The following is a 26,202-nucleotide window of genomic DNA, read 5'->3' on the forward strand; positions in this document are numbered from 1 at the left end:
GCCTAATGGAGTGTTTATGGCAGTCAAAGTCCTGGTGGTGGACGATTCGGGTTTTTTCCGCCGCCGCGTCTCGGAAATTCTTTCAGCGGATCCGAGCATCCAGGTGGTCGGCACGGCCACCAACGGTAAAGAGGCGATCGATCAGGCCCTGGCCCTCAAGCCGGACGTGATCACCATGGACTACGAGATGCCGATGATGGATGGCATCACGGCGGTGCGGCACATCATGCAGCGCTGCCCGACTCCGGTGTTGATGTTCTCCTCGCTGACGCACGAAGGCGCCCGGGTCACCCTGGATGCGCTGGACGCCGGCGCGGTGGATTTCCTGCCGAAGAATTTCGAAGACATCTCGCGCAATCCCGAGAAGGTCAAGCAACTGCTGTGCGAGAAAGTTCACAGCATCTCGCGCAGTAATCGTCGTTTCAGTGCCTACAGTGCGCCGGCTCCGGCCGCTGCACCGACGCCTGCACCCGCCCCGGCGCCAGCGGCTTCGAGTTTCAGCAGCCACAGCGCTGCTGCTCCGACGCGTCCGGCCCCGGCTCCAGCACCTGCTCGCGCGCCGGCGGCCAGCGCTGCGTCGCCGGCACCGAAACGCAAAGCCTACAAACTGGTGGCCATCGGTACTTCGACCGGCGGCCCGGTTGCGCTGCAACGGGTGCTGACCCAGTTGCCGGCGAACTTCCCGGCGCCGATCGTGCTGATCCAGCACATGCCGGCGGCGTTCACCAAGGCGTTTGCCGAGCGTCTCGACAAGCTGTGCCGCATCAGCGTCAAGGAAGCCGAGGATGGCGACATCCTGCGTCCGGGCCTGGCGCTGCTGGCGCCGGGTGGCAAGCAGATGATGATCGACGGCCGTGGTGCGGTGAAAATCCTCCCGGGCGACGAGCGTCTGAATTACAAGCCATGCGTGGACATCACCTTCGGTTCTGCAGCCAAGTCCTACGGTGACAAAGTTCTGGCGGTGGTCCTCACCGGCATGGGCGCCGACGGCCGCGAAGGCGCACGTCTGCTCAAGCAGGGCGGCAGCTCGGTATGGGCACAAGACGAAGCCAGTTGCGTGATCTACGGCATGCCGATGGCCATCGTCAAAGCCGATCTGGCTGACGCGGTCTACGGCCTGGACGACATCGGCAAGCACATCGTCGAGGCGTGTATCTGATGGATGTTCTAAGCCTTATCGGGATCATCATGGCGTTCGTCGCCATCATCGGCGGCAACTACCTTGAAGGCGGTCACCTCGGCGCGCTGGCCAACGGCCCGGCGGCGCTGATCGTTCTCGGTGGCACCATCGGTGCCGCGCTGCTGCAATCGCCGATGAGCGCCTTCAAGCGCGCCATGCAGATTCTCGCCTGGATCCTGTTTCCACCACGGGTCGACCTCGCCGGCGGTATCGACCGGGTGGTCAACTGGAGCCTCACCGCGCGCAAGGAAGGCCTGCTCGGCCTGGAAGGCGTAGCCGATGCCGAACCGGACAACTACTCGCGCAAGGGCCTGCAACTGCTGGTCGATGGCGCCGAACCGGAAGCGATCCGCAGCATTCTCGAAGTGGATTTCTACACTCAGGAAGCCCGCGACATCGAGGCTGCCAAAGTCTTCGAAAGCATGGGCGGCTACGCGCCGACCATCGGCATCATCGGTGCGGTGATGGGCCTGATTCATGTGATGGGCAACCTCGCTGATCCGACGCAATTGGGCAGCGGCATTGCCGTGGCGTTCGTCGCGACCATCTACGGTGTGGCCAGTGCCAACCTGGTGTTGCTGCCGGTGGCGGCCAAGCTCAAGTCAATCGCGTTGCGGCAGTCGCGTTATCGCGAAATGTTGTTGGAAGGTATTTTGTCGATCGCCGAAGGTGAAAACCCTCGCTCTATCGAGCTGAAGCTTCAGGGCTTCATGGATTGATGGGGGTAATGGACTATGGCTCGCCGCAGGCATCAGGAAGAACACGTTAATCACGAGCGCTGGCTCGTGTCCTACGCGGATTTCATCACGTTGTTGTTCGCCTTCTTCGTGGTGATGTACTCGATCTCGTCGATCAACGAAGGCAAGTACAAGGTCATTTCCGAAGCGCTGATCGGGGTTTTCACCGACTCCGATCGCTCGCTCAAGCCGATCCCGATCGGTGAGGAACGCCCGAAAACCGTGACCCCGGCCAAGCCGTTGGTCAAGGACAGCGAGCAGGTTGATGCCGGTATCGCCGGTGCCAGCGATCCGCTGAAAAGCATTGCCGATGACATCAGTGCCGCGTTCGGCGACTTGATCGCTTCCAACCAGATGACCGTGCGCGGCAACGAGTTGTGGGTCGAGATCGAACTCAATTCCAGCCTGTTGTTCGGCAGCGGCGACGCGATGCCGAGCGACATCGCCTTCAACATCATCGACAAGGTTGCAGCGATCCTCAAACCGTTCGACAACCCGATCCATGTCGAAGGCTTCACCGACGATCAGCCGATTCGCACCGCGCAGTACCCGACCAACTGGGAACTGTCCTCGGCGCGTTCGGCGAGCATCGTGCGCATGCTGGCGATGCAGGGTGTGAACCCTGGTCGTCTGGCCTCGGTGGGTTATGGTGAGTTTCAGCCGGTGGCCAACAATGCCACCGCCGAAGGCCGGGCGAAAAACCGTCGCGTGGTGCTGGTGGTGTCGCGCAACCTCGATGTGCGCCGCAGTCTGACCGGTACCGGAACCGCCAATGCGCAACCGGACGCGGCATTGAAGCGCGCTGGCACACAAACTGCACCGACCCCGGTCAAGACGCCGGGACGCGAGAGTGCCGTCAATTCTCCGTCACCCGCATTAATACGCTGAGCTATGTCTCGGTCGAGCATCTCGGCCGGGAGGAACGAACCGAATGAGAGTCTGGGCAGTCGCCAATCAAAAGGGTGGTGTCGGTAAAACCACATCTTCCATCGCTTTAGCCGGATTGCTGGCGGAGGCGGGCAAGCGCGTGGTTGTGGTCGATCTCGACCCGCACGGCTCGATGACCAGCTATTTCGGCTACGACCCCGACAGCCTGGAACACAGCAACTACGACCTGTTTCTGCACAAGGGCAGCGTGCCGCAAGGCTTGCCCGGACAGTTGCTGCTGTCGACCAGCGACGAACGTATTTCCCTGTTGCCGTCGAGTACCGCACTCGCCACCCTTGAGCGCCAGTCGCCGGGGCAGAGTGGTTTGGGCCTGGTGATCGCCAAGAGTCTGGCGCAGCTGTGGCAGGACTTCGATTACGCGATCATCGACAGCCCGCCGTTGCTCGGCGTGCTGATGGTCAACGCCCTGGCCGCGAGCCAGCAACTGGTGATCCCGGTGCAGACCGAGCACCTGGCCGTCAAAGGCCTGGAACGCATGGTCAACACCCTGGCGATGATCAACCGCTCGCGCAAACAGGCGCTGCCGTTCAGCATCGTGCCGACCCTGTTCGACCGCCGCACCCAGGCGTCGCTGGGTACCTTGCGCGTGCTGCGTGACAAATTCCCCGAAGAGATCTGGCAGGGTTACATCCCGGTCGATACCCGTCTGCGCGACGCCAGCCGGGCCGGTGTCACACCTTCGCAGTTCGACGGCAAGAGTCGGGGTGTGCTGGCTTACCGCGCGCTGCTCAAGCATCTGCTGGCGCAACAACTTGTTCCGCAGGTGGCTTGAGCATGAACCGGCCGATCAAACTGACGTCGCGCCCGCAACTGGCGTTGCAGTCGTATCTGGATAGCTTGCTGCAGGAAATCCCTGACGAGTTGCCGCCAGTGGAAGTGCAGGTCGAGGTGCCGGTCGAGGTGGTCGAAAGCGCTGCGGCGCTGGATGAATTCCAGGCAGCGGTGCTTGAAGAGCAGGCGCGTGATGCGCAGAAAGCTGCCAAACCTGCCGCACCGGTGGCTGCGCCTGCCGCCGCGCCAGTGGCCAAGGCACCTGTCGCATTGATTGAAGAGTCAGCGCCGGTGCGCGCAACGGTTTCGACCCTCGCACCGCTGTTGCAAACCCAATTGCTGAAAACCGCGCCGGAACCGGTCGTGGCCGAACCTGCGCCGGTTGCGCCGGCACCCGTGGAGCAAACGCTGGTGCCGCCGGTTGTAGAAGTGCACCTGCCGCCGAGCAACACGCCGCCACCGGTGGAAACCGATGGCCGTCCGGCCTGGGCTTCGGAAGCCTTCGAATGCCTGTTGTTCGATGTCGCCGGGCTGACCCTGGCTGTGCCGCTGGTGTGCCTGGGTTCGATCTATTCGCTGGCCGGCCACGAGTTGACGCCGCTGTTCGGTCAGCCGGAATGGTTCCTCGGGATTCTGCCGAGCCAGGCCGGCAATCTCAAAGTATTGGATACCGCGCGTTGGGTCATGCCGGATCGCTACCGCGATGACTTCCGTCAGGGCCTGCAGTACGTGATTTCGGTACAAGGTTACGAATGGGGCCTGGCGGTGCATCAGGTCAGCCGTTCGTTGCGTCTGGATCCGAATGAAATCAAATGGAGAAGTCACCGGGGTCAGCGGCCATGGCTTGCCGGCACGGTGATCGAGCACATGTGTGCATTACTTGATGTAGCCGCGCTGGCCGAGTTGATCGCCAGCGGCGGGGCAAAGCATTTGGGCGGCCACAAGCCGCTACATAAATCGACATAGCAGCCGACATAACAGTCAGGCGAAGGCATTTTTCAATGCCTCCACACAGAACACACACCGCCCAGTGCGGTTTTTTCGAGGGGTCAGGGTATGAGTAGTCAGGCGACGAATGCAAAAGGTTCTGAAGATCCGATCCTGCAATGGGTGACCTTCAAGCTGGACAACGAAACCTACGGCATCAACGTGATGCGCGTTCAGGAAGTCCTGCGCTACACCGAGATCGCGCCGGTTCCGGGTGCGCCAAGCTACGTGCTGGGCATCATCAACCTGCGCGGTAACGTGGTCACCGTGATCGACACCCGTCAGCGCTTCGGCCTGAACAGCGGCGAGATCAGCGACAACACCCGTATCGTCATCATCGAAGCCGACAAGCAAGTGGTCGGGATCATGGTCGACAGCGTGGCCGAAGTGGTTTACCTGCGTCAGTCGGAAATCGAGACTGCGCCAAACGTCGGCAACGAAGAATCGGCCAAGTTCATCCAGGGCGTGTGCAACAAGAACAACGAGTTGTTGATCCTGGTCGAGCTGGACAAGATGATGAGCGAAGAAGAATGGTCGGAACTGGAGAGCATCTGATTGATTCTCGAGGTAGCGGTCATTGTCCTGTTCCTCTTCTGGGCAGGCACGCTGGCGATGTTTCTGGCGTATATCAAGGCGCAAAAGGTCATCGCTGCGCAGCAGGCTCAGGGCGATGCGCTGCGTGATCAGCGCATCAAGGACCTGGCCAAGCGCGTAGACGACTACCAGAACGGCAACGTGCGCATGGGCGAAGCCCTGCACGAGCTGCGCTCGGTGGTCGGCCCTCTGCCGGACAAGATTGTCGCGCTGGAACAGCGCGACCCGTCGAGCCTGTCGTTCGCCCAGGCGGCGAAACTGGTGGGGATGGGCGCGAGCGTCGATGAGCTGACTCAGTCCTGTGGCTTGACCCAGGCTGAGGCGGAGTTGATGCGCAAGCTGCACAGAAGCTGAAGCTGAAGCTGAAGATCAAAAGATCGCAGCCTTCGGCAGCTCCTACATTGGAACGCGTTTCCCTGTAGGAGCTGCCGAAGGCTGCGATCTTTTGCTTTCAAGGCTTAATAATCATCCCCGCGTTCGGTAACGTCCTTCTCGACCATCGGCGCATCCGGGTCCTGTCCCTCGGGGAATTTCCCCTTCAGGTTCCACGCAAACGCGATGATCTCGGCAATCGTTCGGTACAACTCCTCGGGGATGCTGTCGCCCAGTTCCATGCGCGCCAACAGCCGCACCAGCTCGGCGTTTTCATAGATCGGCACTTCACAGTCGCGGGCGATGCGCAGGATTTCTTCGGCCAGTTCCTCGTCGCCCTTGGCGGTGAGGGTCGGGGCGTGGTTGCCGTCGTATTTGAGGGCGATGGCCTGGCGGGGAGCAGTGGAATCGTTCATGCGGTTTCGTCGACCCAGCGGTGTTCGAGGCGGGTGTGGTTGCCTTGCGGCGGCGTGCCGAGGTGGCAGTCGAGATCGCCGACATTCAGGCCGCGATCGAGCAGGCGCTGGCGCAGCGCGAACAGATTGGTTTCGATCAGGTCGGCGGTGTACGGGCGTTCGGCCCAGAGCTGGCTCGACAGGCTGCCGGCAATCAACTGTGCCTGAATCTGCATCGGTCCGAGCGGCTCCATGTCGAACGCCAGGTCGACGCGCCACAGCTGTTGCCTAGGCTCGCGCTCGTCACGGCGTTCGTTGGGTTGCGGTTCTCTTTCCGGCGCTTCTTCACGTTGGAACTTGACCTGCAGCGGCACGATGTCCTGCAAGTTGCGCATGGGGATTTCCAGCTGCCAGGTACTGAGCAGGCGGCCATCGTCGGTGAGCCCGGTCTGTTCCAGGCTCGACAGTTGATGGCTTTGCAGGCGCGACACGGCTGCCGCGGCGAGGCGCAGCAGATGTTCCAGATCGCCTTCGCCTTCGAGGCTTTGCAGCAGGCGGTCGGGCAGCGGGAAACTGCTCGGCAGCGGTTTGGCGCTGACCTGGCCGAGGGTGCCGAGGGCGTTGCGCACGAAGCTCGGCAGCGCTTGCGCCAGGGTGTTGGCGGCGATGATTGCGTTGAAACTGGCATTGCCCGGCGCACCCGGTGACAGCTGTGCGATCAGCTTGAGCAGATCGGCTTTCATGTCCGGGGCCAGCGCCGGATTCTGTCCGGTCAGCAATTTGGCTTCGAGGAAGGCGCCGCTGTTGGCCAGGGCCAGGGCGACGCCTTTGGCGGTGCTCATCTGCTGCACGTCGGGCAGGTTGGCGAGCAGGCGTACGACGGCAGCGCGCAGGTCCTGCGAGGTCTGATCGTCGTCGCTCGGCAGGTTTTGCAAGGCGTTGAGCAAACCGTCCAGCGAACCCTGGCGACTCTGCTGGCCGAGCAGTTGCTGGCTCACCGCCAATTGCTCCTGGCGGCTGCTCAGTGGCACGAACTTGAGGGTTTGCGAGTCTTCGACCAGTGCCGAGAGCAGGGTGCCGATGCGCAACGGCGTCGGGCTGTCGATATCCAGCGTGGCACCGCTCTGCGCGGTGTTGAGCAGGCTCACCAGCGAGCGGTACACCGTCGGCTGCCCCGGCCCTTGCGGCAACGTCTGTGAGGTCAGCACCTTGCCTTGCAGCAGCGTGCCGACCGGCAATTGCGCCGTATCAATGCGGGTGAGGGCGGCGACGCTGCTGGCAATCGCCTGCTGCACGGTGATCGCCAGATTGCCCGCCGACGGCTGGGTGACGGCAAGGTTGGTGCCGGTCGGCAGCGGCAGGGTGCTGGTGGCCTGCACGGTGGTCTGCCGGCCGCCGTCGACGGTCACCTTCAGCAGCAGTTGAAAGGTCTGATCCGCTTGTTTGAGTGATAACACCTCGGCCTGCGCGCTTTGCCCGGCGCCGATCAAGCCTTCGACCGGGGTCAGCAGCTTGAGCAATTCACCGCTCATCACCAGCGGACGCGTGTTCGCCGGGGTGGTGGGCGGGAGCGGGAGGATGTTCATTTCACCTGTCATACGCGGACACAACCTGAGGAAATTGCACGCTTGGGAGTAAGGCACGCCATGTATAATGCCGCGCGTCTTGCGCTTCGTTCAGAAAACATAGCAATTGTTTGATCCAGCTCTCTGGTTCGCACCGTCATTGCATTTATCCTGCATCTCTTTAACGGCCGCGCCAGAGCCGACTTGAACCGTATAAGGCCCGTGATCCCTTGACCAGTCCTGTCCTGCAAACCGTTGCCCTTGCCTGTGAGCGAGACCTGCGGCTGCTCTTCGAAAATCTCGAATTGCGACTGGCCAGTGGCGATATGGTGCAGATCAGCGGCCCCAACGGCAGCGGCAAGACCAGTCTGCTGCGCCTGTTGTCCGGGTTGATGCAGCCGACCAGCGGTCAGGTGCTGCTCAACGGCCAGCCTCTGACCGCACAACCGAGCGAACTGGCGCGCAACCTGTTGTGGATCGGCCACGCCGCCGGAATCAAGGACCTGCTGACCCCCGAAGAGAACCTGTCCTGGCTCTGCGCCCTGCATCGGCCGGCCGAACGCGAGGCGATCTGGCAGGCATTGGCTGCCGTAGGATTGCGCGGTTTCGAAGATGTTCCCTGCCACACCCTGTCTGCCGGTCAGCAACGCCGCGTGGCACTGGCGCGGTTGTATCTGGACAGCCCGCCGCTGTGGATTCTCGACGAGCCATTCACCGCGCTCGACAAACAGGGGGTGGCGCAACTTGAAGAACACTTGGCCGGGCACTGTGAACGCGGCGGTCTGGTGGTGTTGACCACGCACCACACACTGAGCCGGATGCCGGCCGGTTATCGCGATATCGATCTGGGGAACTGGGCAGTATGAGTGTGTTCGGCCTGCTGGTTGCCCGTGAGTCCCGTCTGCTGTTTCGTCGTCCGGCGGAACTGGCCAATCCGCTGATTTTCTTCGCCATTGTCATTGCTTTGTTCCCGCTGGCCGTCGGCCCGGAAACTCAAGTCTTGCAAAACCTGTCCCCGGGGTTAGTCTGGGTGGCCGCGCTGTTGTCGGTCCTGCTCTCGCTGGACGGACTGTTTCGCAGTGATTTCGAAGATGGCTCCCTGGAACAGTGGGTCCTTTCGCCGCATCCGCTGCCCCTATTGGTGCTGGCCAAGGTGCTGGCACACTGGTTGTTCTCGGGACTGGCACTGGTTCTGCTCTCGCCGTTGCTGGCGTTGATGCTCGGTTTGCCGGTCGCCTGCCTGCCGGTGTTGCTGTTGTCGTTGCTGCTGGGTACACCGGTGTTGAGCTTGCTCGGCGCGGTGGGCGCGGCGCTGACGGTCGGTTTGAAACGCGGTGGCCTGTTGCTGGCGTTGCTGATTCTGCCGTTGTACATCCCGGTGTTGATCCTTGGCAGTGGCGCCTTGCAGGCCGCCTTGCAAGGCATGCCGGCGACCGGGTATCTGCTGTGGCTGGGTAGCCTGACCGCCCTGGCGATCACCCTGACACCTTTTGCAATAGCTGCTGGCCTGAAGATCAGCGTCGGCGAATAATGAGGTCTGGTTAAAATTTAACCAGCAAAGACCCTGAGACCGCTCACACCGATGAGCGGCACCCGTGATGGAAACAGTATGAACTGGACCTGGTTTCACAAGCTCGGCTCGCCCAAGTGGTTCTACGGCATCAGCAGCCGGTTTCTGCCGTGGCTGAGCATTGCCGCGTTGCTGTTGATCAGCGTTGGCGTCGTCTGGGGCCTGGCCTTCGCGCCGCCGGATTATCAGCAGGGCAACAGCTTCCGCATCATCTACATCCACGTGCCTGCGGCGATGCTCGCGCAGTCGATCTACGTGATGCTGGCGGTGTGCGGCGTGGTCGGGCTGGTGTGGAAGATGAAACTGGCTGACGTCGCGCTGCAATGCGCCGCGCCGATCGGCGCATGGATGACTGCGGTGGCGCTGGTCACCGGGGCGATCTGGGGCAAGCCGACCTGGGGTTCGTGGTGGGTCTGGGATGCGCGGCTGACGTCGATGCTGATTCTGCTGTTCCTGTATTTCGGGGTGATCGCGCTGGGCAATGCCATCAGCAACCGTGACAGCGCCGCCAAGGCCTGCGCGGTACTGGCGATCGTCGGGGTGATCAACATTCCGATCATCAAATACTCGGTGGAGTGGTGGAACACCCTGCACCAGGGCGCGACCTTCACCCTCACTGAGAAACCTGCGATGCCGGCCGAAATGTGGCTGCCGCTGCTGCTGACGGTGCTGGGGTTCTACTGCTTCTTCGGCGCCGTGCTGTTGCTGCGCATGCGCCTTGAAGTGCTCAAGCGCGAAGCTCGCGCCAGTTGGGTCAAAGAAGAAGTGCAGAACAGTCTGGAGGCTGCGCGATGAGTTTCGCTTCATTCGGCGACTTCCTCGCCATGGGCCATCACGGCCTGTACGTCTGGTCGGCCTACGGCATCTGTCTGGCGGTGCTGATCCTCAACGTGGTCGCACCGATTGCGGCCCGCAAGCGCTATCTGCAACAAGAGGCGCGTCGTCTGCGCCGGGAGAACGGCAAGTGAATCCGCTGCGCAAAAAACGTCTGATCATCATTCTGGCGATTCTGGTCGGGGTCGGCGCTGCCGTCGGCCTGGCTCTCAGCGCCCTGCAGGAGAACATCAACCTGTTTTACACGCCAACCCAGATCGCCAACGGCGAAGCCCCGCACGACACGCGCATCCGCGCCGGCGGCATGGTCGAAAAGGGTTCGCTGCAACGCTCGCCGGACTCGCTGGACGTCAAGTTCATCGTCACCGACTTCAACAAATCCGTGACCATCACCTACCGCGGCATCCTCCCAGATCTGTTCCGCGAAGGGCAGGGTATCGTCGCCCTGGGCAAACTCAACGCGGACGGCGTGGTGGTGGCCGATGAAGTGCTGGCCAAACACGACGAGAAGTACATGCCGCCGGAAGTGACCAAAGCGTTGAAAGACAGTGGTCAATCGGCACCGACCCAAGCGAAGGAGGGTTGATCGATGACTTCTGCACTGTTTATTCCTGAACTCGGTCATCTGGCGATGATTCTGGCGCTGTGTTTTGCGCTGGTGCAGGCCGTGGTGCCGTTGCTCGGTGCCTGGCGTGGCGACCGTCTGTGGATGAGCCTGGCCCAGCCGGCAGCGTGGGGCCAGTTCGCGTTCCTGGTGTTTGCCTTTGGCGCGCTGACTTACGCGTTCATGACCGACGATTTCTCGGTTGCCTACGTGGCGATGAACTCCAACAGCGCCTTGCCGTGGTACTACAAGTTCAGCGCGGTGTGGGGCGCCCACGAAGGTTCGCTGTTGCTGTGGGCGTTGATCCTCGGTGGCTGGACCTTCGCCGTGTCGGTGTTCTCCCGGCAGTTGCCGCAAGTCATGCTCGCCCGGGTGCTTGCGGTGATGGGCATGATCAGCACCGGGTTCCTGTTGTTTCTGATCCTCACGTCGAACCCGTTTTCGCGGATTCTGCCGCAGATTCCGGCGGACGGTCGTGACCTCAATCCGCTGCTGCAAGACATCGGCCTGATTGTGCATCCGCCGATGCTCTACATGGGTTACGTCGGCTTCTCGGTGGCGTTCGCCTTTGCCATCGCTGCACTGCTCGGTGGTCGTCTCGACGCCGCGTGGGCACGTTGGTCGCGGCCGTGGACGATTGTCGCCTGGGCCTTCCTCGGCATCGGTATCACCCTCGGTTCGTGGTGGGCTTACTACGAACTCGGCTGGGGCGGCTGGTGGTTCTGGGACCCGGTGGAAAACGCCTCGTTCATGCCATGGCTGGTCGGCACCGCGTTGATTCACTCGCTGGCGGTCACGGAAAAGCGTGGCGTGTTCAAGAGCTGGACGGTGTTGCTGGCGATTGCCGCATTTTCGTTGAGCCTGCTTGGCACGTTCCTCGTGCGTTCCGGCGTGCTGACTTCGGTGCACGCGTTTGCCTCCGATCCTGAGCGCGGTGTGTTCATCCTGATCTTCCTGCTGTTCGTGGTCGGCGGTTCGCTGACGCTGTTTGCGTTGCGCGCTCCGGTGGTCAAGAGCCAGGTCGGCTTCAATCTGTGGTCGCGGGAAACCCTGCTGCTGGGCAACAACCTGGTGCTGGTGGTGGCGGCGTCGATGATTCTGCTCGGCACACTCTATCCGCTGATTCTCGATGCCTTGAGCGGCGCCAAACTGTCGGTCGGCCCGCCGTACTTCAACGCGTTGTTCATCCCGTTGATGGCGTTGTTGATGCTGGTGATGGCGGTCGGCGTGATCGTGCGCTGGAAGGACACCCCGGTGAAGTGGCTGGCGAACATGCTGACCCCGGTGCTGCTCGGCAGCGTCGCATTGGCGGTGGTGGCCGGTATCGCTTACGGCGATTTCAACTGGGCGGTAATCGCGACGTTCCTGCTCGCCGCGTGGGTGTTGCTCGCCGGTGTGCGCGACATCTTCGACAAGACTCGCCACAAGGGCCTGATCAAAGGCCTGCCAACCCTGACCCGCAGCTACTGGGGCATGCAGATCGCTCACCTCGGCATCGCCGTATGCGCCCTCGGTGTGGTGCTGTCGAGTCAGAACAGTGCCGAACGCGACCTGCGTCTGGCGCCGGGCGAGTCGATGGATCTGGCCGGTTATCACTTCATCTTCGAAGGCGCCAAGCACTTCGAAGGGCCGAACTTCACCTCCGACAAGGGCACTATTCGGGTGATCCGCGACGGCAAGGAAGTCAGCGTGCTGCACCCGGAAAAACGCCTGTACACCGTGCAGAGTTCGATGATGACCGAGGCCGGGATCGACGCCGGTTTCACTCGCGATCTCTACGTTGCACTGGGCGAGCCGCTGGAAAACGGCGCGTGGGCGGTGCGGGTTCACGTCAAACCGTTCGTGCGCTGGATCTGGTTCGGCGGTCTGCTGACCGGTCTGGGCGGATTGCTGGCGGCGCTGGATCGGCGTTATCGAGTCAAGGTCAAAGCCAAGGTGCGTGAAGCCCTCGGCCTGCAAGGAGCGGCTGCATGAGACGTTGGTTGATGCTGGTACCCCTGGCGATTTTCCTGCTGGTGGCGGTGTTTCTGTATCGCGGTCTGTACCTCGATCCGGCGGAGCTGCCGTCGGCGATGATCAACAAGCCATTCCCGGAATTCAGCCTGCCGAGCGTGCAGGGCGACAAGACCCTGACCAAGGCTGACATTCTCGGCAAACCGGCGCTGGTCAACGTCTGGGGCACCTGGTGCATTTCCTGCCGGGTCGAGCACCCGGTGCTGAACAAACTGGCCGAGCGCGGTGTGGTGATCTACGGCATCAACTACAAGGACACCAACGCCGATGCGTTGAAGTGGCTGGCCGAATTCCACAACCCGTACCTGCTGGACATTCGTGACGACGAAGGCTCGCTGGGCCTGAACCTCGGCGTGTACGGCGCGCCGGAAACCTTCTTCATCGACGCCAAGGGCATCATCCGCGACAAGTACGTCGGGGTGATCGACGAGCAGGTCTGGCGCGAAAAACTCGCGGCCAAGTATCAGGCGCTGGTCGATGAGGCCAAGCCATGAAGCGTTTCATTGCTGCCGTGGTCTTGGGCCTGAGTCTGGGCGGCGTGGCGCATGCCGCGATCGACACCTACGAGTTCGCCAAGGAAGGCGATCGCGAGCGTTTCCGTGAACTGACCAAGGAACTGCGCTGCCCCAAGTGCCAGAACCAGGACATCGCCGACTCCAACGCGCCGATTGCCGCCGACCTGCGCAAAGAGATTTTCCGCATGCTCGGCGAGGGCAAGGACAATCAGCAGATCATCGACTTCATGGTCGATCGCTACGGTGATTTCGTCCGTTACAAACCGGCGCTCAATGCCAAGACTGCACTGCTGTGGTTCGGCCCGGCCGGCCTGTTGTTCGGCGGTATGGTGGTGATCGCAGTGATCGTTCGCCGGCGTCGCGCACAGCGCACCGAGACCCCGCCATCGCTGTCCACCGAAGAGCGTCAGCGCCTCGACCAACTGTTGGATAAAAACCAAGAATGATTGATTTCTGGCTTGCCGCAGGGCTGTTGCTTCTGGTCGCCCTGAGTTTTCTGCTGATTCCGGTTTTGCGTGGCCGTCGCGCCCAGCGTGAAGAGGATCGAACTGCCCTGAACGTGGCGCTGTATCAGGAACGTGTCGCCGAGCTGCAAGCGCAGCAGGTTGAAGGCGTACTCGATGCGGCGCAAATGGACAGCGGTCGCGCGGAAGCGGCGCGTGAGCTGCTCGCCGATACCGAAGGCGTTGCCGCACCGCGTGTGTCGAAACTGGGCAAGCCGTTGCCGTTGTTGGCAGCGGTGTTGGTGCCGGTATTGGGCCTGGGGCTGTATCTGCATTTCGGTGCTGCCGACAAAGTTGAACTGACCCGCGAATTTGCCCAGGCACCGCAGTCGATGGAAGAGATGACCCGGCGGCTGGAGCGTGCTGTTGCGGCGCAACCGGATTCGGCGGAAGGCCTGTACTTCCTCGGGCGTACCTACATGGCCCAGGAGCGTCCGGCGGATGCGGCGAAGATGTTCGAGCGCGCCGCCAACCTGGCCGGTCGCCAGCCGGAACTGCTCGGCCAGTGGGCGCAGGCGCAATACTTTGCTGACGGCAAGAAGTGGTCGGACAAGATCCAGGCTTTAACCGACGAAGCGCTGAAAGCCGATCCGAAAGAAGTCACCAGCCTTGGTCTGCTCGGCATCGCCGCGTTCGAGGGTGAACGTTATCAGCAGGCAATCGACTACTGGAACCGCCTGCTGGCGCAACTGCCAGAGGGCGACAACTCCCGCGCCGCCTTGCAGGGTGGGATCGAGCGCGCCACCGAGCGTCTGCAAGCCAGCGGCGGTAAAGTCGCCGCCACGCCGGCCGCCAAGGTTGCCGCGCTGCTCAAGGTGCGCGTCGATCTGGCCAGCGAACTCAAAGGCAAGGTGCAACCGGGCGACAGCGTGTTCATCTTCGCCCGTGCCGTTTCCGGCCCACCGGCACCGCTGGCGGCCAAGCGTCTGACCGTGGCGGATCTGCCGGTGACCGTCGAACTGGGCGATGCCGATGCGATGATGCCGCAGTTGAAACTGTCGAACTTTCCTGAAGTCCAACTGGTTGCGCGCATTTCCCGAGCCGGTCAACCGACCGCCGGGGAGTGGGTGGGTCGCAGCGGCCCTCTGGCCAGCAACACCACCGCGCCGCAAACACTGACCATCGACAGCCCGGACCAATAACCACCGGCACCCACAGGAAAGCACCGCCATGCACAGTCTCGCCCGAATCGCAGTCATCACAATGGCCCTGGGCATGAGCGCCTGTGCGGTGCACCGACCGGAACCGACCACCAGTCTGCCGCCGATCCCGCCGTCGCAACCAAGCCCGACCCCGTCGACCTCGCCGACACCCGGAAAAAGCATCCCGGCCAAACCGTCCAAGCCAGTCCCACGCACCTCAGCCAGCTTCGCCCCGCCACCGGGTGGCAACAGCCACTGGGATCAGCAACTCGGGGTCTATGTCCTCGACGATCAGCCCAACACCTTCTACCGCCAGCGCACCTACTTCCGCTGGAACAACGGCTGGAGCCGCTCGATCAGCCCCAACGGCCCTTGGGAAGACACCGATATCCACGGCGTGCCGCCGGGGTTGGGCAAACAGTTCGGGCAGTGATGAAAAAACGGCGATCTTTGGATCGCCGTTTGTTTATCTGGTGTTCCCAAAACGAGTATTCAGAGAATCGCACGGTAGGTGCTCAGCTCCCGAACTGACTCGACCAATCCTTGGCGCCGCAAAAGGTCAAGAAACGGCTCGACCTCCATTGGCGGCAATTTCAGTTGTTGGCGCTGCCGTTGCGCTGCAGCGATAACTGCTGCCGGATCAAGGTGAAACAGGTTTTCGACAAACTCATCAGGGTGTTGGGCCTCGACGCCATAGGGGGCGAGGCAGGCATCGGGAAAATCTTTCAGATTGAACGTCACGATCACCCCAGCGCCACAGCGTATGGCTGCAGCCAGTACATGGCGGTCGTTGGTATCGGGTAAGGAAAGTCCGGTGATCAGGTCTTCAAAATCGTAGACACAGGCATCCGGGATCGCACGATCCATAAGCTCGGAAGTGCGATCCAGTTGCTCCATCGTCAGATCGGTTCGGTTCTTCAATAAATTGCGTTTCCATTCGCCGTGAATCTCCTTGGTCCATCGGGCTCGAAATCTCCCCGAAAGCGCGAGCCACATCAGCAAGTCTCTAAGCGGGGCGGGGTACAAAACACATGCATCGTATACAGCGGTGAAAGGGGAATGCCTCACTCGTATCCTGTCCTTAACGCCTGTGCCTGCTCCGCGAGAAGCGCCATTGCCTGCTCGCTGGCGGTGTCGCGCCGGGTTTTATAGTCCATCAAATCGGCGAAACGCACACGTCGGTGCTTGCCGGTTTTATGGTAGGACAACTCGCCACTTTCCAGCAGTTTTATCAGGTGCGGGCGTGAGACGTTGAGCAGATCGGCGGCTTCTTGCGTGGTCAGTTCGGCGTGCACCGGTACGACTTTGACGGCGTTGCCTTGAGCCAGCTCCGCCAGAATATCCATCAGTAGCCGCAGTGCCGACGTCGGAAGCTCGACCTGATGCGCCTGGTTTTGCTCATCGAAAATCTGGATGTGCTGGGTTTCGAATTGAGTCGCGAGGTAGGCGGCAAGCGCGCGTTTGCCTTCGATTGCGGCTTTGACTTCGCGCTCAACCGGGAGGTTGAGAGAGGGGTGAAGGACAATCGACATAATGGATTCCAGCATTCTGAATAGAGGATGCTGAAACGTTATTCGAATTAAACGAAAATCGCAATAAACGAAACGCGGCCGGTTCAGGTCAGGTGTTTCAGCAAATTTTCCATGTACTCCACAAACGCCCGCGCCTTCGCACTGACCATCCGCCCCGTGGGAAACACTGCCCACAAGTCCTGATCCGGCAATCCCCAATCGCTCATCACCGCCCTGACCGCACCGCTTGCCAGCTCCGGGGCGAACATCCATTGCGAGGCGATGGCCAGGCCCTGATCGGCCAGCACGGCTGCGCGCAAACCCTCGGCGGCGCTGACACGCAGGCGGCCGGTCAGGGTTTGCGTCTGCTGTTCGCGGCCTTGGGTGAAGGTCCAGGTGGCACCGCCGCTGAGGTTGTAGACGATGCCTTGGTGCTGATTCAAATCCGCAGGGCAGCTCGGCTCGCCGTGGCGGGCGAAGTAGGCCGGGGTGCCGAGCACCACGCGGCGACAGTCGGCGATCTTGCGCGCGGTGAGGCTGGAGTCGCTGAGCGGGCCCATGCGCAGGGCGACGTCGATGCCTTCTTCGACCAGATTGATGTTGCGATCATCGAGCATCAGGTCGATGTTCAATTGCGGATGCTGCTCGAGAAACGGCCCCAGCTGCGGCACGACGTGCAGGCGACCGAAAGTCACCGCAGCGCTGATCCGCAAGTTGCCGCTTAAACCGCTGGCGCTGCCACGGGCGGCGTTATCGGCTTCGTTGGCTTCGTCGATGGCGCGTCTGGCCCGTTCGAAAAACGCCAGCCCCGCCTCGGTCGGCGTCAGGCCGCGGGTCGAGCGCAGCAACAGGCTGACCGCCAGGCGTTTTTCCAGTTGAGCGATGGTTTTCGACACGGCGGGCTGGCCGATATTCAACCGTCGGGCGGCGGCGGAAAACGAGCCGGTTTCGACCACGTAGACGAAGGTTTCCATGGCGGCGAGGCGGTCCATCAGTCTTCCTGCAAATCTGAAAGTTGTCGTAGTCCCCTTGTGGGAGCGGGCTTGCTCGCGAAAGCGGTCTGACATTCAGCACAGGTATTGGCTGATCCGACGCCTTCGCGAGCAAGCCCGCTCCCACAGGGAATAGGGTGCTGAGTGTAATCCGCGTCCATTCAATCACATGCTGTAAAACAACCGAACGTCGTTCTGCAGATTTATGTGCTTGAGTAAAAATAACTCTAGAGTTACTTTTATTCGGCCGGAGCAAGGAGGCGGTAGGTGCAAAGCAGGCTATTGATCAAGGAGCTGGAGGAGGCAGGCTGGACGCTGGATCGAGTCACCGGCAGTCATCACATCTTCACTCACCGTTACAACCCTTACACCATTCCCGTTCCCCACCCGAAAAAGGATTTACCGTTGGGGACGGTCAAAAGCATCAGGAGGCGTGCCGGGTTGCACCACCCGCCAGCCAGCAACAAGGGAGATCCATAATGCAATATCCGATCTGCATCGAATGGGGTGACGACAACACCGCCATCGGTATTCAGATACCTGACATTCCCGGCGCCGTCACGGCTGGGGATACCTTCGAGGACGCCTACAACGCAGCCGTTGAAATTGCTCACATCATGCTGCAGGAGATAGCGGCGGACGGGGAATCGATTCCCATGCCGACGTCGGCAGCGGCCCATCGCAATAATCCGGAGTTTGCCGATATGGGCTGGGGGATGCTCGAGCTGGATATCTCGCCGTACATGGGCAAGACCGAGAAGGTCAACGTGACGTTGCCAGGTTATGTGATCCAGCGCATCGATCGTTATGTGCGTGAACACAATGTCAAAAGCCGCTCTTCGTTTCTGGCGGATGCGGCGATGGAGAAACTGGTTCGCTATTAAGCGTCATCGCTCCCTCAGGCCCATTGAGCAACCTGTGGGAGCGAGCCTGCTCGACACCTTACGCCGTTGCCAAAGAACCACGCTGCGACGCACTCAGAAACCGCAACAACGCCAGTAGCGGGAACGCGCTACCGACAATCAGGATCCACAGCCAGCCGCCATGCTCATACACCGCACTGGCCACCGACGAGCCGAAGGCGCCGCCGATGAAGATGCTGGTCATGTACAAAGCGTTCAGGCGACCGCGGCTTTTGGCATCGAGTGAGTCCACCGCGCGCTGGCCGAGGACCATGTTCATCTGTACGCAGAAATCCAGTACCACGCCGGTCACGGCCAGGCCGATCACGCTGTAGGCCGGGTGGATGAAGGCGGGCAGGAAGCTCAGGCTGGCGAACAGCATGGCCAGCAGCGAAGCGATGCGGGTGTGGCCGGCGTCAGCCAGGCGTCCACTGATCGGCGCGGCGATGGCACCGATGGCGCCGACCAGGGCGAAGATCGCGATTTCGCTTTGCGACAGGCCATGGTTGCGCGCCAGTTCCAGCGGCACTGCGGTCCAGAACAGGCTGAACGTGGCGAACATGCAGCCTTGATAAAACGCGCGCTGACGCAGCACCGGTTGCTGGCGCAGCAGGGTCCAAAGCGAGCCGATCAACTGGCCATACGTGGCGCTGTGATCCGGTTGGCGCTTGGGCACGGTCAGTGCCAGCACCACGCTGATCGCTGCCATCAACGCCGCAGCAATCATGAACATCGCACGCCAGCCGAAATGGTCAGCCACCACACTCGACACCGGTCGCGCCAGCAGAATGCCCAGCAGCAGACCACCCATGATCCCGCCGACCACCCGGCCACGGGATTCCTCCGGCGCCAGGTGCGCAGCCAGCGGAATCAGGATCTGCACCGACACCGAGCTGAAGCCCACCAGCAACGAGATCAGCAGGAACACGTTGGGCTGACTGGTGAACGCCGCGCCGAGCAGGCTGGCAATCGCCACCACCGTAGTGATGATCATCAACCGACGGTTTTCCAGCAGGTCGCCCAGCGGCACCAGGAAGAACAGGCCCAGCGCATAACCGATCTGCGTCAGCGAGACGATGAAGCTGGCCATGGTGTCGGAGAGGCCGATGTCTGGCGCGATCAGGCCGATGATTGGCTGTGCGTAGTAGATGTTGGCGACGATGGCGCCGCAGCAGAAGGCGAACAGCAGCACCATGCCTCGGGTCATTGCGTGAGTTGTGGCGTTCATAAGGTTTCTCGATCCAGCGAAAGGGAATGCGGTGAGGCTAAGGGACGTACCGAAGCGGCGGTAGAAGCCTTCGATTGATATCAGTTATTCCGTTGCGGAATGATTGGCTTCCAACAGGGTGTCGTCCATCGGCGAACCTTGCGTCCGGCCGGGGAGGGTCGATGATACATTCACTTACATGTTCTTCGATAGCGTGCTTATGTTTACTTCTGCGCTATTACTGTTCATCAACGGAGGATTGCCATGTTGCGTCAGCTGCTGCGTCATACGACTACGATTGCCTTGCTTGGCCTGCTCAGTGCCACTGCGGTGCAGGCCGCCGATGCCCCGGGTACGCGTCTCGGCGTGCGCGGCGAGATCACCGGGGTCGGCGCCGACTCGCTGAAAGTTCACGTCAACAGCGGCGAGAACGTGGTGATCCGGTTGAACCCGGACACCAGGATTCGCGCCGTCACCCTGGCCAATATCGAGGACATCAAACCCGGTAGCTACATCGGCTCGGCCGCCATGCCCCAGGAGGACGGAACCCTGAAAGCGCTCGAAGTGCATGTGTTCCCGCCGGAACTGGCCGGCAGCGGCGACGGCCATCGGCCATTCGACCTGGCCAAGGGCAGCAGCATGACCAATGGCAGCGTCGGTGATCTGGTGGTCAGCAATGGCCGTGTGCTGACGGTCAATTACAAGGGCGGGCAGCAGAAGATCCTGGTGCCGGAGGACGTGCCGATCGTCAATCTGACGCCGGGGGATCGCAGCTTGCTCAAGGTCGGGGTGAAGATTGTCAGCTTCGTGACCCAGGACGCAGACGGCACGTTGACGGCGCAATCGATTTCCGCCGGCAAGGATGGCGTCACGCCGCCGATGTAACTGGCTGACAAACAATCCCACATGGGGGGACTGTGTGATTTCCAATGCCCACAAAAAAGGCGACCTGTCGAGGTCGCCTTTTTCGTTATCGCTTAAGCCTTACTGGCCGGAATAAATCTGATCAAAGATTCCGCCATCATTGAAGTGGGTCTTTTGCACCGAACGCCAGTCACCGAAGGTTTTCTCCACCGACAGGAAGTCGACTTTCGGGAAGCGGTCGGTGTACTTCGCCAGCACTGCCGGGTCACGTGGACGCAGGTAGTTGGCCGCAGCGATTTCCTGACCTTCCGGCGACCACAGGTACTTCAGGTATTCATCGGCAGCGGCGCGGGTGCCTTTCTTGTCGACCACTTTGTCGACCACCGACACGGGTGGCTCGGCTTCGGCGGAGACACTTGGGTAGATCACTTCGAACTGGTCGCGGCCAAACTCGCGGGCGATCATTTCGGCTTCGTTCTCGAAGGTCACCAGCACGTCGCCGATCTGGTTGGTCATGAACGTGGTGGTCGCGGCGCGGCCACCGGTGTCCAGCACCGGCGCTTGTTTGAACAGTTTGCCGACGAACTCCTTGGCCTTGTTCTCGTCACCGCCGTTTTTCAGCACATAGCCCCAGGCCGAGAGGTAGGTGTAGCGGCCGTTGCCCGAGGTTTTCGGGTTCGGCACGATCACCTGCACGCCGTCCTTGAGCAGGTCCGGCCAGTCTTTCAGGGCTTTCGGGTTGCCTTTACGGACGATGAACACGGTGGCCGAGGTGAACGGCGCGCTGTTGTTCGGCAGGCGGGTCACCCAGTTCTCCGGCACCAGTTTGCCGTTGTCGGCGAGGGCGTTGATGTCGGTCGCCATGTTCATGGTGATGACGTCAGCCGGCAGGCCGTCGATCACCGAACGCGCCTGCTTGCTCGAACCGCCGAAGGACATCTGCACAGTGATGTTTTCGTTGTGTTCAGCCTGCCAGTGTTTCTGGAACGCAGTGTTGTAGTCCTTGTAGAAATCGCGCATCACGTCGTAGGAAACGTTCAGCAGAGTCGGAGCCGCCTGAGCGATGTTGCCCAGGGCCAGGCCAGCGGCGAGAAGTGAGGCGCCAAAGAGTTTTTTCACTGCGCATTCCTTGTTGTGTCGGTGATGACGGTAGGGGGTGATACCGTTTTGCCAGCGACTATAGCCGGGGCGGCATAGTCGCTTAAAGATTAAAAAGCTCTGTGCTTATTCCATTTTCTTGAACAGGGCATTGCCACAACGCGAGCAGAACGAAGCTTCGTGTTCATGGCTGCTTTTCGAGCAGACCGGGCAGTCGTGTTGCTGCTGACCCCCGCGCATGGCGGTAGCCAGTTCGGCGGTGAAAATCCCGGTCGGCACGGCGATGATCGAGTAACCGGTGATCATTACCAGCGACGAAATGATCTGGCCCAACACCGTTCTGGGCACGATGTCGCCGTAACCCACGGTGGTCAGCGTCACGATAGCCCAATAAATGCCTTTGGGAATGCTGGTGAAGCCGTGTTCCGGACCTTCGACCACGTACATCAAGGTGCCGAACACCGTGACCAGCGTGCAGACGCTGAGCAGGAACACGAGGATTTTCTGCTTGCTGCCGCGCAGGGCGTCGAGCAGGTAGTGGGCCTGTTTCAGGTACGGGCCGAGCTTGAGCACCCGGAAGATCCGCAGCATGCGGATGATCCGGATAATCAGCAGGTACTGCGCGTCGCTGTAATACAGCGCGAGGATCCCGGGCACGATCGCCAGCAAGTCCACCAGCCCGTAAAAACTGAACGCGTAGCGCAGTGGTTTGGGCGAGCAATACAGACGCAGGATGTATTCGCTGAGGAAGATGACGGTGAAGCCCCATTCGATGTACGCCAGTACGTTGGCGTAGTTCTGGTGGACTTCATCGATGCTGTCGAGGATCACCACCACCAGGCTTGCCAGAATGATCAGCAGCAGGGTGCTGTCGAAACGGCGCCCGGCCACGGTGTCGGTCTGGAAAATGATCACGTACAGGCGATTGCGCCACGTGTCGTTGTTGTTCATGCAAGTCGCCCTGGCCATAAAATCAGCGCAGCCTAGGTTGATTCTCCCCATGAGCGCAAGACGGGCTTTCGACAGCGCTGTTGCCGAGCATCTGCGCGCCAGCGCGGATCAGCCAGCCGGCGAGGATGAACGGCGCGGTCAGCGTCGCCAGGCCAATGGCGGCGAACAGCGGGGTGACCAGCAGCGCAACGACAATACCCAGCAGTGGCAGCCACGGTTGCTGGCGTTGCGTACTGAAGGCGAGGGCGGCGAGTACCGCGTTGTAGCTGCCCAGTCCGAGTAGCGCGGTGCTGCTTTCGTGGTGCAGCAGACTCGACGCCAGGCCGATGGCCGACGCGAACAATGCCCAGCAAAAGGCGCGGCGATCAGCGATCAACAGGCCAATGGCGATCAATGCGCCGGCCAGTGGATGATCAAGGAACATCACCTGACCCAGTCCACGCCACTCAGCGGCGAGCAAATTCAGCGTGTTCATCTCGATCTGCGCTGTCGGCGCGGACGGCTCGGCGAACAGCAACAGGATCCAGCTGATGGCCACGAACGGCGAGGTGTAAGCCGGTATCGATCGACTGCGGTACACGTGTTTGAGCCATTGCTGAGTGACCATCGCACTGAGGCCGCCGGCAGCCAGGATCAGCGGCGGTAACATTGGCGACCAAGGGAAATACAGGCTCAGCAACAAGCCGAGCAGCACGCCGTTGTAACTGAACAATCCGGCCTGACGATCAGCCTTGGCATAGTTACGCCGTTGTGCGGTGAGCAATCCAGCGACCGCACCGAGCAGCGCGCCGGCAAACAGCACCGGCGCGGTGAGCAGGATCGCCAGCAGGCACAACAGGCCGCACAGCGGATGGCGCTGGAGGAATATTTGACTGAAACCGTTGAGCAAAGCCTCGGCCCAGTCGGGGCAGTGGGTGTTGAAATGATTGGCTGGCATGTTGAAAAAATCTGGGCAGTTGGAAAATCAAAAGGTCTTGCCAATAACTGTGGCGAGGGAGCTTGCTCCCGCTGGGTCGCGAAGCGGCCCCAACATGGGTTAATGCGGTTCTTCTGTGAAAACCGTCATGCCCTAAAAGCGACGACTGCTGCGCAGCCGAAGCGGGAGCAAGCTCCCTCGCCACAGGTTTTGTGTCGCTAGTCAGATCAATGTTTCGATCCGCAGTGAGTTGGTCGATCCCGGCTGCCCGAACGGCACCCCGGCAGTGATCAGCAACGTATCGCCACGCTCGGCCATTCCTTGAGCCTGAGCGATTTCCAGCGCGGTCGAACACACTTCATCGACCTGACGCAGGCGATCGTTGACCACCGAGTGAATACCCCACGCCACGCTCAAGCGCCGTGCCGTCTGCAGGTTTGGCGTCAGGTTGAGGATCGGCGCTTTTGGCCGCTCCCGCGCTGCACGCAATGTCGAGGCGCCCGACTCGCTGTAGTTGACCAGCACCGCCACCGGCAGCACGTTGCTGATGCGGCGGATCGCGCAGCTGATGGCATCGGACACCGTTGCTTCGGCTTTCGGTCGGCTGACGTCGAGTTGAGTCTGATAGTCCGGACCGTTCTCCACCTGACGGATGATTTTGCTCATCATCTGCACCGCTTCCAGCGGGTATTCACCGGACGCGGTTTCGGCCGAGAGCATCACCGCATCCGCGCCCTCAGCCACAGCGTTGGCCACGTCAGTGACTTCAGCGCGGGTCGGTGCCGGGGAGAAGCGCATCGACTCGAGCATCTGCGTTGCCACCACCACCGGTTTGCCGAGTTCACGGCAGGTGGTGATGATGTTTTTCTGGATCTGCGGCACGCTTTCGGCGGGTACTTCGACGCCGAGGTCACCGCGAGCCACCATGATCGCGTCGCTCAGTTCGGCGATTTCGCGCAGTTGTTCAACCGCTGACGGTTTCTCGATTTTCGCCATCAGGAACGCCTTGTCGCCGATCAGTTCGCGGGCTTCGAGAATGTCCTGCGGACGTTGTACGAACGACAGCGCCACCCAGTCCACGCCCAGTTCCAGACCGAAGCTCAGGTCGCGGCGATCCTTGGCGGTCAGCGGGCTCAAATCGAGCACCGCCTGCGGCACGTTCACGCCTTTGCGGTCCGACAGCTCGCCGCCATTGAGCACGGTGGTGTCGATCGCGTCGGAGTATTTGCTGACCACGCGCAGGCGCAGTTTGCCGTCATCCAGCAGCAGATCCATGCCCGCTTCGAGCGCGGCGATGATCTCCGGATGCGGCAGGTTCACCCGGCGTTCATCGCCCGGCGTAGCGTCCAGATCGAGGCGGAACGCCTGACCACGATGCAGCTGCACCTTGCCGTCGGCAAACTTGCCGACGCGCAGTTTCGGCCCCTGCAAATCCATCAGGATCCCCAGCGGATAGTTGAGCTGGCGCTCGACTTCGCGGATCCACTGATAGCGCTGGGCGTGGTCGGCGTGATCGCCGTGGCTGAAGTTCAGGCGGAAGATGTTGACCCCGGCCTCGACCAGCTCACGGATGTCGTCGATGCCGTCGACAGCAGGCCCGAGGGTGGCGAGGATTTTGACCTTTTTATCAGGCGTCATGATTTAGAGTTCTCAAGGATCAGAATGGCGCGGAAGTCGTTGACGTTGGTGCGGGTCGGCTCGGTGACGATCAGCGCATCGAGCGCCTCGAAGTAGCCGTAACCGTTGTTGTTATCCAGCTCGTCACTGGCGCTCAGGCCCAGAGCCGCGGCGCGGGCGTAGCTGTCCGGGGTCATGATCGCGCCGGCGTTGTCTTCCGAGCCGTCGATGCCGTCGGTGTCACCGGCCAGTGCATAGACGCCGGGCTGGCCCTTGAGGCTGTCGGTCAGGCTCAAGAGAAATTCGGCGTTGCGTCCGCCACGGCCATTGCCGCGCACGGTGACCGTGGTTTCGCCGCCGGAAAGAATCACGCACGGCGCCGCCAGCGGCTGACCATGGTTGATGATCTGCCGAGCGATGCCGGCGTGGACCTTCGCCACTTCACGTGACTCACCTTCCAGGTCGCCAAGGATCAGTGTGCTGAAACCGGCCTGACGGCATTTCACCGCCGCGGCATCCAGCGATTGCTGCGGGCGGGCGATCAACTGGAAATGGCTGCGAGCGAGGCTCGGATCACCGGGTTTGACCGTTTCCGATTCCGGGCTTTGCAGCCAGTTGCGCACCGATGCCGGGACTTCAATGTTGTAGCGCTTGAGGATCGCCAGCGCTTCAGCCGAGGTGCTTGGGTCGGCCACGGTCGGGCCGGAAGCGATCACCGTGGCGAGGTCGCCCGGCACATCGGAAATTGCGTAGGTATACACAGTGGCAGGCCAGCAGGCCTTGCCGAGGCGGCCACCCTTGATCGCCGAGAGGTGCTTGCGCACGCAGTTCATCTCGCCGATGGTCGCGCCGGATTTGAGCAGGGCTTTGTTGATCGACTGCTTGTCGGCCAGGGTAATGCCTTCGGCCGGCAGGGCGAGCAGGGCAGAGCCGCCACCGGAGAGCAGGAAGATCACGCGGTCGTCTTCGCTCAGGTTGCTGACCAGTTCCAGCACACGCTTGGCCACGGCCAGGCCGGCGGCGTCCGGCACCGGGTGCGCGGCTTCGACCACTTCGATTTTTTCGCACGGAGCGCCGTGACCGTAACGGGTCACCACCAGACCGGATACTTCACCCTGCCAGCAGCGCTCGACCACCTGCGCCATGGCAGCTGCGGCTTTGCCGGCACCGATGACGATCACCCGACCGCTGCGATCAGCAGGCAAATGGGCTTCGAGGACTTGGTTCGGATGGGCCGCGTCGATGGCTGTGGCAAACAGCTCGCGCAGCAGTTGTTGCGGATCGACCGACATGGCGGGCTCCCGGAATTCTTGTTATTCGAAAGGGCGGTAGAGATCCCTGTGGGAGCGAGCTTGCTCGCGAAAGCGATGGATCAGGCAATATCCATGTCGACTGATACGCCCTCTTCGCGAGC

General features: G+C 61.4%; 31 protein-coding genes. 20 read left to right on the top strand and 11 right to left on the bottom strand.

The window, feature by feature from the left end:
* The first annotated feature begins 16 nt into the window (after positions 1–16).
* The 7 genes from ACVHNU_RS04595 to ACVHNU_RS04625 all read left to right on the top strand — a co-directional run bounded on the left by ACVHNU_RS04595 (position 17) and on the right by ACVHNU_RS04625 (position 5,571).
* A complete protein-coding gene (locus ACVHNU_RS04595) occupies positions 17–1,159 on the top strand; it encodes a protein-glutamate methylesterase/protein-glutamine glutaminase (RefSeq protein ID WP_103520805.1) in 1,143 nt (380 codons plus the stop codon).
* Positions 1,159–1,899, top strand: a complete 741-nt coding sequence (locus ACVHNU_RS04600; protein WP_003222929.1) for a flagellar motor protein — start codon at positions 1,159–1,161, stop codon at positions 1,897–1,899. The genes ACVHNU_RS04595 and ACVHNU_RS04600 overlap by 1 nt, the downstream gene beginning before the upstream one ends.
* A gap of 15 nt (positions 1,900–1,914) precedes the next feature.
* Positions 1,915–2,805, top strand: a complete 891-nt coding sequence (gene motD, locus ACVHNU_RS04605; protein WP_003222931.1) for a flagellar motor protein MotD — start codon at positions 1,915–1,917, stop codon at positions 2,803–2,805.
* Between the two features lie 43 nt (positions 2,806–2,848).
* Complete coding sequence (locus tag ACVHNU_RS04610; RefSeq protein WP_003222933.1) at positions 2,849–3,637, top strand: ParA family protein; 789 nt, start codon at positions 2,849–2,851, stop codon at positions 3,635–3,637.
* Positions 3,638–3,639: 2 nt separating this feature from the next.
* Positions 3,640–4,602 carry a CheW domain-containing protein gene (locus ACVHNU_RS04615; RefSeq protein ID WP_400498866.1) on the top strand — a complete coding sequence of 321 codons (963 nt, stop codon included), beginning with the start codon at positions 3,640–3,642 and terminating at the stop codon, positions 4,600–4,602.
* A 90-nt stretch (positions 4,603–4,692) separates the two neighbouring features.
* Positions 4,693–5,178 (top strand): chemotaxis protein CheW, encoded by a 486-nt coding sequence (locus ACVHNU_RS04620; protein WP_003222936.1) that lies wholly within the window; start codon positions 4,693–4,695, stop codon positions 5,176–5,178.
* Positions 5,179–5,571, top strand: a complete 393-nt coding sequence (locus ACVHNU_RS04625) for a DUF2802 domain-containing protein (RefSeq protein WP_003222938.1) — start codon at positions 5,179–5,181, stop codon at positions 5,569–5,571.
* 104 nt (positions 5,572–5,675) lie between these two features.
* Here the strand turns inward: ACVHNU_RS04625 and ACVHNU_RS04630 are convergent, their stop codons facing one another.
* Both ACVHNU_RS04630 and fliK read right to left on the bottom strand, forming a co-directional pair.
* Positions 5,676–6,005 (bottom strand): EscU/YscU/HrcU family type III secretion system export apparatus switch protein, encoded by a 330-nt coding sequence (locus ACVHNU_RS04630; RefSeq protein WP_003222939.1) that lies wholly within the window; start codon positions 6,003–6,005, stop codon positions 5,676–5,678.
* Positions 6,002–7,582: a flagellar hook-length control protein FliK gene (gene fliK, locus ACVHNU_RS04635; protein ID WP_473019103.1), complete on the bottom strand. Its 1,581-nt coding sequence runs from the start codon at positions 7,580–7,582 to the stop codon at positions 6,002–6,004. The genes ACVHNU_RS04630 and fliK overlap by 4 nt, the downstream gene beginning before the upstream one ends.
* A 197-nt stretch (positions 7,583–7,779) precedes the next feature.
* Between fliK and ccmA the strand changes: the two genes are divergently transcribed.
* The 10 genes from ccmA (at position 7,780) to ACVHNU_RS04685 (ending at position 15,163) form a co-directional block, all read left to right on the top strand.
* The gene (gene ccmA / locus ACVHNU_RS04640; RefSeq protein ID WP_045122041.1) at positions 7,780–8,415 is read left to right on the top strand and encodes a cytochrome c biogenesis heme-transporting ATPase CcmA; all 636 of its coding nucleotides are present in this window, start codon (positions 7,780–7,782) and stop codon (positions 8,413–8,415) included.
* The gene (gene ccmB, locus ACVHNU_RS04645) at positions 8,412–9,080 is read left to right on the top strand and encodes a heme exporter protein CcmB (RefSeq protein WP_003222942.1); all 669 of its coding nucleotides are present in this window, start codon (positions 8,412–8,414) and stop codon (positions 9,078–9,080) included. Before ccmA ends, ccmB begins: the two co-directional genes overlap by 4 nt.
* Before the next feature lie 78 nt (positions 9,081–9,158).
* Positions 9,159–9,914 carry a heme ABC transporter permease gene (locus ACVHNU_RS04650; protein WP_003222943.1) on the top strand — a complete coding sequence of 252 codons (756 nt, stop codon included), beginning with the start codon at positions 9,159–9,161 and terminating at the stop codon, positions 9,912–9,914.
* A complete protein-coding gene (gene ccmD, locus ACVHNU_RS04655; RefSeq protein ID WP_003222944.1) occupies positions 9,911–10,087 on the top strand; it encodes a heme exporter protein CcmD in 177 nt (58 codons plus the stop codon). Before ACVHNU_RS04650 ends, ccmD begins: the two co-directional genes overlap by 4 nt.
* Complete coding sequence (ccmE, locus tag ACVHNU_RS04660; protein ID WP_003222945.1) at positions 10,084–10,539, top strand: cytochrome c maturation protein CcmE; 456 nt, start codon at positions 10,084–10,086, stop codon at positions 10,537–10,539. Before ccmD ends, ccmE begins: the two co-directional genes overlap by 4 nt.
* 3 nt (positions 10,540–10,542) lie before the next feature.
* On the top strand, positions 10,543–12,531 hold the full coding sequence (locus ACVHNU_RS04665; protein ID WP_003222946.1) for a heme lyase CcmF/NrfE family subunit: 1,989 nt from the start codon (positions 10,543–10,545) through the stop codon (positions 12,529–12,531).
* Positions 12,528–13,064: a DsbE family thiol:disulfide interchange protein gene (locus ACVHNU_RS04670; protein WP_003222947.1), complete on the top strand. Its 537-nt coding sequence runs from the start codon at positions 12,528–12,530 to the stop codon at positions 13,062–13,064. The genes ACVHNU_RS04665 and ACVHNU_RS04670 overlap by 4 nt, the downstream gene beginning before the upstream one ends.
* Entirely contained in the window at positions 13,061–13,531 is a 471-nt protein-coding gene (locus tag ACVHNU_RS04675) for a cytochrome c-type biogenesis protein (RefSeq protein ID WP_473019104.1), read from the top strand. Before ACVHNU_RS04670 ends, ACVHNU_RS04675 begins: the two co-directional genes overlap by 4 nt.
* Entirely contained in the window at positions 13,528–14,730 is a 1,203-nt protein-coding gene (ccmI, locus tag ACVHNU_RS04680) for a c-type cytochrome biogenesis protein CcmI (protein WP_473019106.1), read from the top strand. Before ACVHNU_RS04675 ends, ccmI begins: the two co-directional genes overlap by 4 nt.
* A gap of 28 nt (positions 14,731–14,758) precedes the next feature.
* Complete coding sequence (locus tag ACVHNU_RS04685) at positions 14,759–15,163, top strand: hypothetical protein (protein WP_003222950.1); 405 nt, start codon at positions 14,759–14,761, stop codon at positions 15,161–15,163.
* A gap of 59 nt (positions 15,164–15,222) precedes the next feature.
* Here the strand turns inward: ACVHNU_RS04685 and ACVHNU_RS04690 are convergent, their stop codons facing one another.
* The 3 genes from ACVHNU_RS04690 to ACVHNU_RS04700 all read right to left on the bottom strand — a co-directional run bounded on the left by ACVHNU_RS04690 (position 15,223) and on the right by ACVHNU_RS04700 (position 17,233).
* Entirely contained in the window at positions 15,223–15,798 is a 576-nt protein-coding gene (locus tag ACVHNU_RS04690) for a PIN domain-containing protein (RefSeq protein ID WP_103484789.1), read from the bottom strand.
* Positions 15,795–16,262 carry a helix-turn-helix domain-containing protein gene (locus tag ACVHNU_RS04695; protein ID WP_103484788.1) on the bottom strand — a complete coding sequence of 156 codons (468 nt, stop codon included), beginning with the start codon at positions 16,260–16,262 and terminating at the stop codon, positions 15,795–15,797. The genes ACVHNU_RS04690 and ACVHNU_RS04695 overlap by 4 nt, the downstream gene beginning before the upstream one ends.
* 83 nt (positions 16,263–16,345) lie before the next feature.
* Positions 16,346–17,233, bottom strand: a complete 888-nt coding sequence (locus ACVHNU_RS04700; RefSeq protein ID WP_473019107.1) for a LysR family transcriptional regulator — start codon at positions 17,231–17,233, stop codon at positions 16,346–16,348.
* Positions 17,234–17,500: 267 nt separating this feature from the next.
* Here ACVHNU_RS04700 and ACVHNU_RS04705 point away from each other — a divergent pair, with 267 nt between their 5' ends.
* Both ACVHNU_RS04705 and ACVHNU_RS04710 read left to right on the top strand, forming a co-directional pair.
* Positions 17,501–17,713: a type II toxin-antitoxin system HicA family toxin gene (locus ACVHNU_RS04705; RefSeq protein ID WP_103484786.1), complete on the top strand. Its 213-nt coding sequence runs from the start codon at positions 17,501–17,503 to the stop codon at positions 17,711–17,713.
* Positions 17,713–18,117, top strand: a complete 405-nt coding sequence (locus ACVHNU_RS04710) for a type II toxin-antitoxin system HicB family antitoxin (RefSeq protein ID WP_003222952.1) — start codon at positions 17,713–17,715, stop codon at positions 18,115–18,117. The genes ACVHNU_RS04705 and ACVHNU_RS04710 overlap by 1 nt, the downstream gene beginning before the upstream one ends.
* 58 nt (positions 18,118–18,175) lie before the next feature.
* On the opposite strand, the gene ACVHNU_RS04715 is transcribed toward ACVHNU_RS04710, so the two are convergent.
* Positions 18,176–19,363 carry an MFS transporter gene (locus tag ACVHNU_RS04715; RefSeq protein ID WP_473019108.1) on the bottom strand — a complete coding sequence of 396 codons (1,188 nt, stop codon included), beginning with the start codon at positions 19,361–19,363 and terminating at the stop codon, positions 18,176–18,178.
* A gap of 243 nt (positions 19,364–19,606) precedes the next feature.
* Here ACVHNU_RS04715 and ACVHNU_RS04720 point away from each other — a divergent pair, with 243 nt between their 5' ends.
* Entirely contained in the window at positions 19,607–20,227 is a 621-nt protein-coding gene (locus ACVHNU_RS04720; protein WP_003222954.1) for a DUF5666 domain-containing protein, read from the top strand.
* 99 nt (positions 20,228–20,326) lie between these two features.
* Here the strand turns inward: ACVHNU_RS04720 and ACVHNU_RS04725 are convergent, their stop codons facing one another.
* The 5 genes from ACVHNU_RS04725 to ACVHNU_RS04745 all read right to left on the bottom strand — a co-directional run bounded on the left by ACVHNU_RS04725 (position 20,327) and on the right by ACVHNU_RS04745 (position 26,080).
* Positions 20,327–21,325 (bottom strand): sulfate ABC transporter substrate-binding protein, encoded by a 999-nt coding sequence (locus ACVHNU_RS04725; RefSeq protein ID WP_003222955.1) that lies wholly within the window; start codon positions 21,323–21,325, stop codon positions 20,327–20,329.
* Between the two features lie 105 nt (positions 21,326–21,430).
* A complete protein-coding gene (locus ACVHNU_RS04730) occupies positions 21,431–22,255 on the bottom strand; it encodes an ion transporter (RefSeq protein WP_003222956.1) in 825 nt (274 codons plus the stop codon).
* A 22-nt stretch (positions 22,256–22,277) separates the two neighbouring features.
* The gene (locus tag ACVHNU_RS04735) at positions 22,278–23,192 is read right to left on the bottom strand and encodes an urea transporter (RefSeq protein ID WP_473019109.1); all 915 of its coding nucleotides are present in this window, start codon (positions 23,190–23,192) and stop codon (positions 22,278–22,280) included.
* Between the two features lie 201 nt (positions 23,193–23,393).
* On the bottom strand, positions 23,394–24,809 hold the full coding sequence (gene pyk / locus ACVHNU_RS04740) for a pyruvate kinase (RefSeq protein WP_473019110.1): 1,416 nt from the start codon (positions 24,807–24,809) through the stop codon (positions 23,394–23,396).
* On the bottom strand, positions 24,806–26,080 hold the full coding sequence (locus tag ACVHNU_RS04745; RefSeq protein WP_201138374.1) for a glycerate kinase type-2 family protein: 1,275 nt from the start codon (positions 26,078–26,080) through the stop codon (positions 24,806–24,808). Before ACVHNU_RS04745 ends, pyk begins: the two co-directional genes overlap by 4 nt.
* Between the last annotated feature and the right edge of the window lie 122 nt (positions 26,081–26,202).

Source organism: Pseudomonas sp. Ors-4-3C (assembly GCF_055755035.1).

Excerpts from the sequence above, each read along its gene's own strand:
- ACVHNU_RS04620 (WP_003222936.1), top strand. The coding sequence starts at position 4,693 with ATGAGTAGTCAGGCGACGAATGCAAAAGGTTCTGAAGATCCGATCCTG.
- ACVHNU_RS04715 (WP_473019108.1), bottom strand. The coding sequence starts at position 19,363 with ATGAACGCCACAACTCACGCAATGACCCGAGGCATGGTGCTGCTGTTC.
- ACVHNU_RS04600 (WP_003222929.1), top strand. The coding sequence starts at position 1,159 with ATGGATGTTCTAAGCCTTATCGGGATCATCATGGCGTTCGTCGCCATC.
- ACVHNU_RS04675 (WP_473019104.1), top strand. The coding sequence starts at position 13,061 with ATGAAGCGTTTCATTGCTGCCGTGGTCTTGGGCCTGAGTCTGGGCGGC.
- ccmI (WP_473019106.1), top strand. The coding sequence starts at position 13,528 with ATGATTGATTTCTGGCTTGCCGCAGGGCTGTTGCTTCTGGTCGCCCTG.
- ACVHNU_RS04745 (WP_201138374.1), bottom strand. The coding sequence starts at position 26,080 with ATGTCGGTCGATCCGCAACAACTGCTGCGCGAGCTGTTTGCCACAGCC.
- motD (WP_003222931.1), top strand. The coding sequence starts at position 1,915 with ATGGCTCGCCGCAGGCATCAGGAAGAACACGTTAATCACGAGCGCTGG.
- ACVHNU_RS04670 (WP_003222947.1), top strand. The coding sequence starts at position 12,528 with ATGAGACGTTGGTTGATGCTGGTACCCCTGGCGATTTTCCTGCTGGTG.
- ACVHNU_RS04685 (WP_003222950.1), top strand. The coding sequence starts at position 14,759 with ATGCACAGTCTCGCCCGAATCGCAGTCATCACAATGGCCCTGGGCATG.
- ACVHNU_RS04700 (WP_473019107.1), bottom strand. The coding sequence starts at position 17,233 with ATGGACCGCCTCGCCGCCATGGAAACCTTCGTCTACGTGGTCGAAACC.
- ACVHNU_RS04630 (WP_003222939.1), bottom strand. The coding sequence starts at position 6,005 with ATGAACGATTCCACTGCTCCCCGCCAGGCCATCGCCCTCAAATACGAC.
- ACVHNU_RS04595 (WP_103520805.1), top strand. The coding sequence starts at position 17 with ATGGCAGTCAAAGTCCTGGTGGTGGACGATTCGGGTTTTTTCCGCCGC.
- ACVHNU_RS04720 (WP_003222954.1), top strand. The coding sequence starts at position 19,607 with ATGTTGCGTCAGCTGCTGCGTCATACGACTACGATTGCCTTGCTTGGC.
- ACVHNU_RS04730 (WP_003222956.1), bottom strand. The coding sequence starts at position 22,255 with ATGAACAACAACGACACGTGGCGCAATCGCCTGTACGTGATCATTTTC.
- ACVHNU_RS04695 (WP_103484788.1), bottom strand. The coding sequence starts at position 16,262 with ATGTCGATTGTCCTTCACCCCTCTCTCAACCTCCCGGTTGAGCGCGAA.
- pyk (WP_473019110.1), bottom strand. The coding sequence starts at position 24,809 with ATGACGCCTGATAAAAAGGTCAAAATCCTCGCCACCCTCGGGCCTGCT.
- fliK (WP_473019103.1), bottom strand. The coding sequence starts at position 7,582 with ATGACAGGTGAAATGAACATCCTCCCGCTCCCGCCCACCACCCCGGCG.
- ccmB (WP_003222942.1), top strand. The coding sequence starts at position 8,412 with ATGAGTGTGTTCGGCCTGCTGGTTGCCCGTGAGTCCCGTCTGCTGTTT.
- ACVHNU_RS04610 (WP_003222933.1), top strand. The coding sequence starts at position 2,849 with ATGAGAGTCTGGGCAGTCGCCAATCAAAAGGGTGGTGTCGGTAAAACC.
- ACVHNU_RS04665 (WP_003222946.1), top strand. The coding sequence starts at position 10,543 with ATGACTTCTGCACTGTTTATTCCTGAACTCGGTCATCTGGCGATGATT.
- ACVHNU_RS04710 (WP_003222952.1), top strand. The coding sequence starts at position 17,713 with ATGCAATATCCGATCTGCATCGAATGGGGTGACGACAACACCGCCATC.
- ACVHNU_RS04735 (WP_473019109.1), bottom strand. The coding sequence starts at position 23,192 with ATGCCAGCCAATCATTTCAACACCCACTGCCCCGACTGGGCCGAGGCT.
- ACVHNU_RS04650 (WP_003222943.1), top strand. The coding sequence starts at position 9,159 with ATGAACTGGACCTGGTTTCACAAGCTCGGCTCGCCCAAGTGGTTCTAC.
- ACVHNU_RS04615 (WP_400498866.1), top strand. The coding sequence starts at position 3,640 with ATGAACCGGCCGATCAAACTGACGTCGCGCCCGCAACTGGCGTTGCAG.
- ccmD (WP_003222944.1), top strand. The coding sequence starts at position 9,911 with ATGAGTTTCGCTTCATTCGGCGACTTCCTCGCCATGGGCCATCACGGC.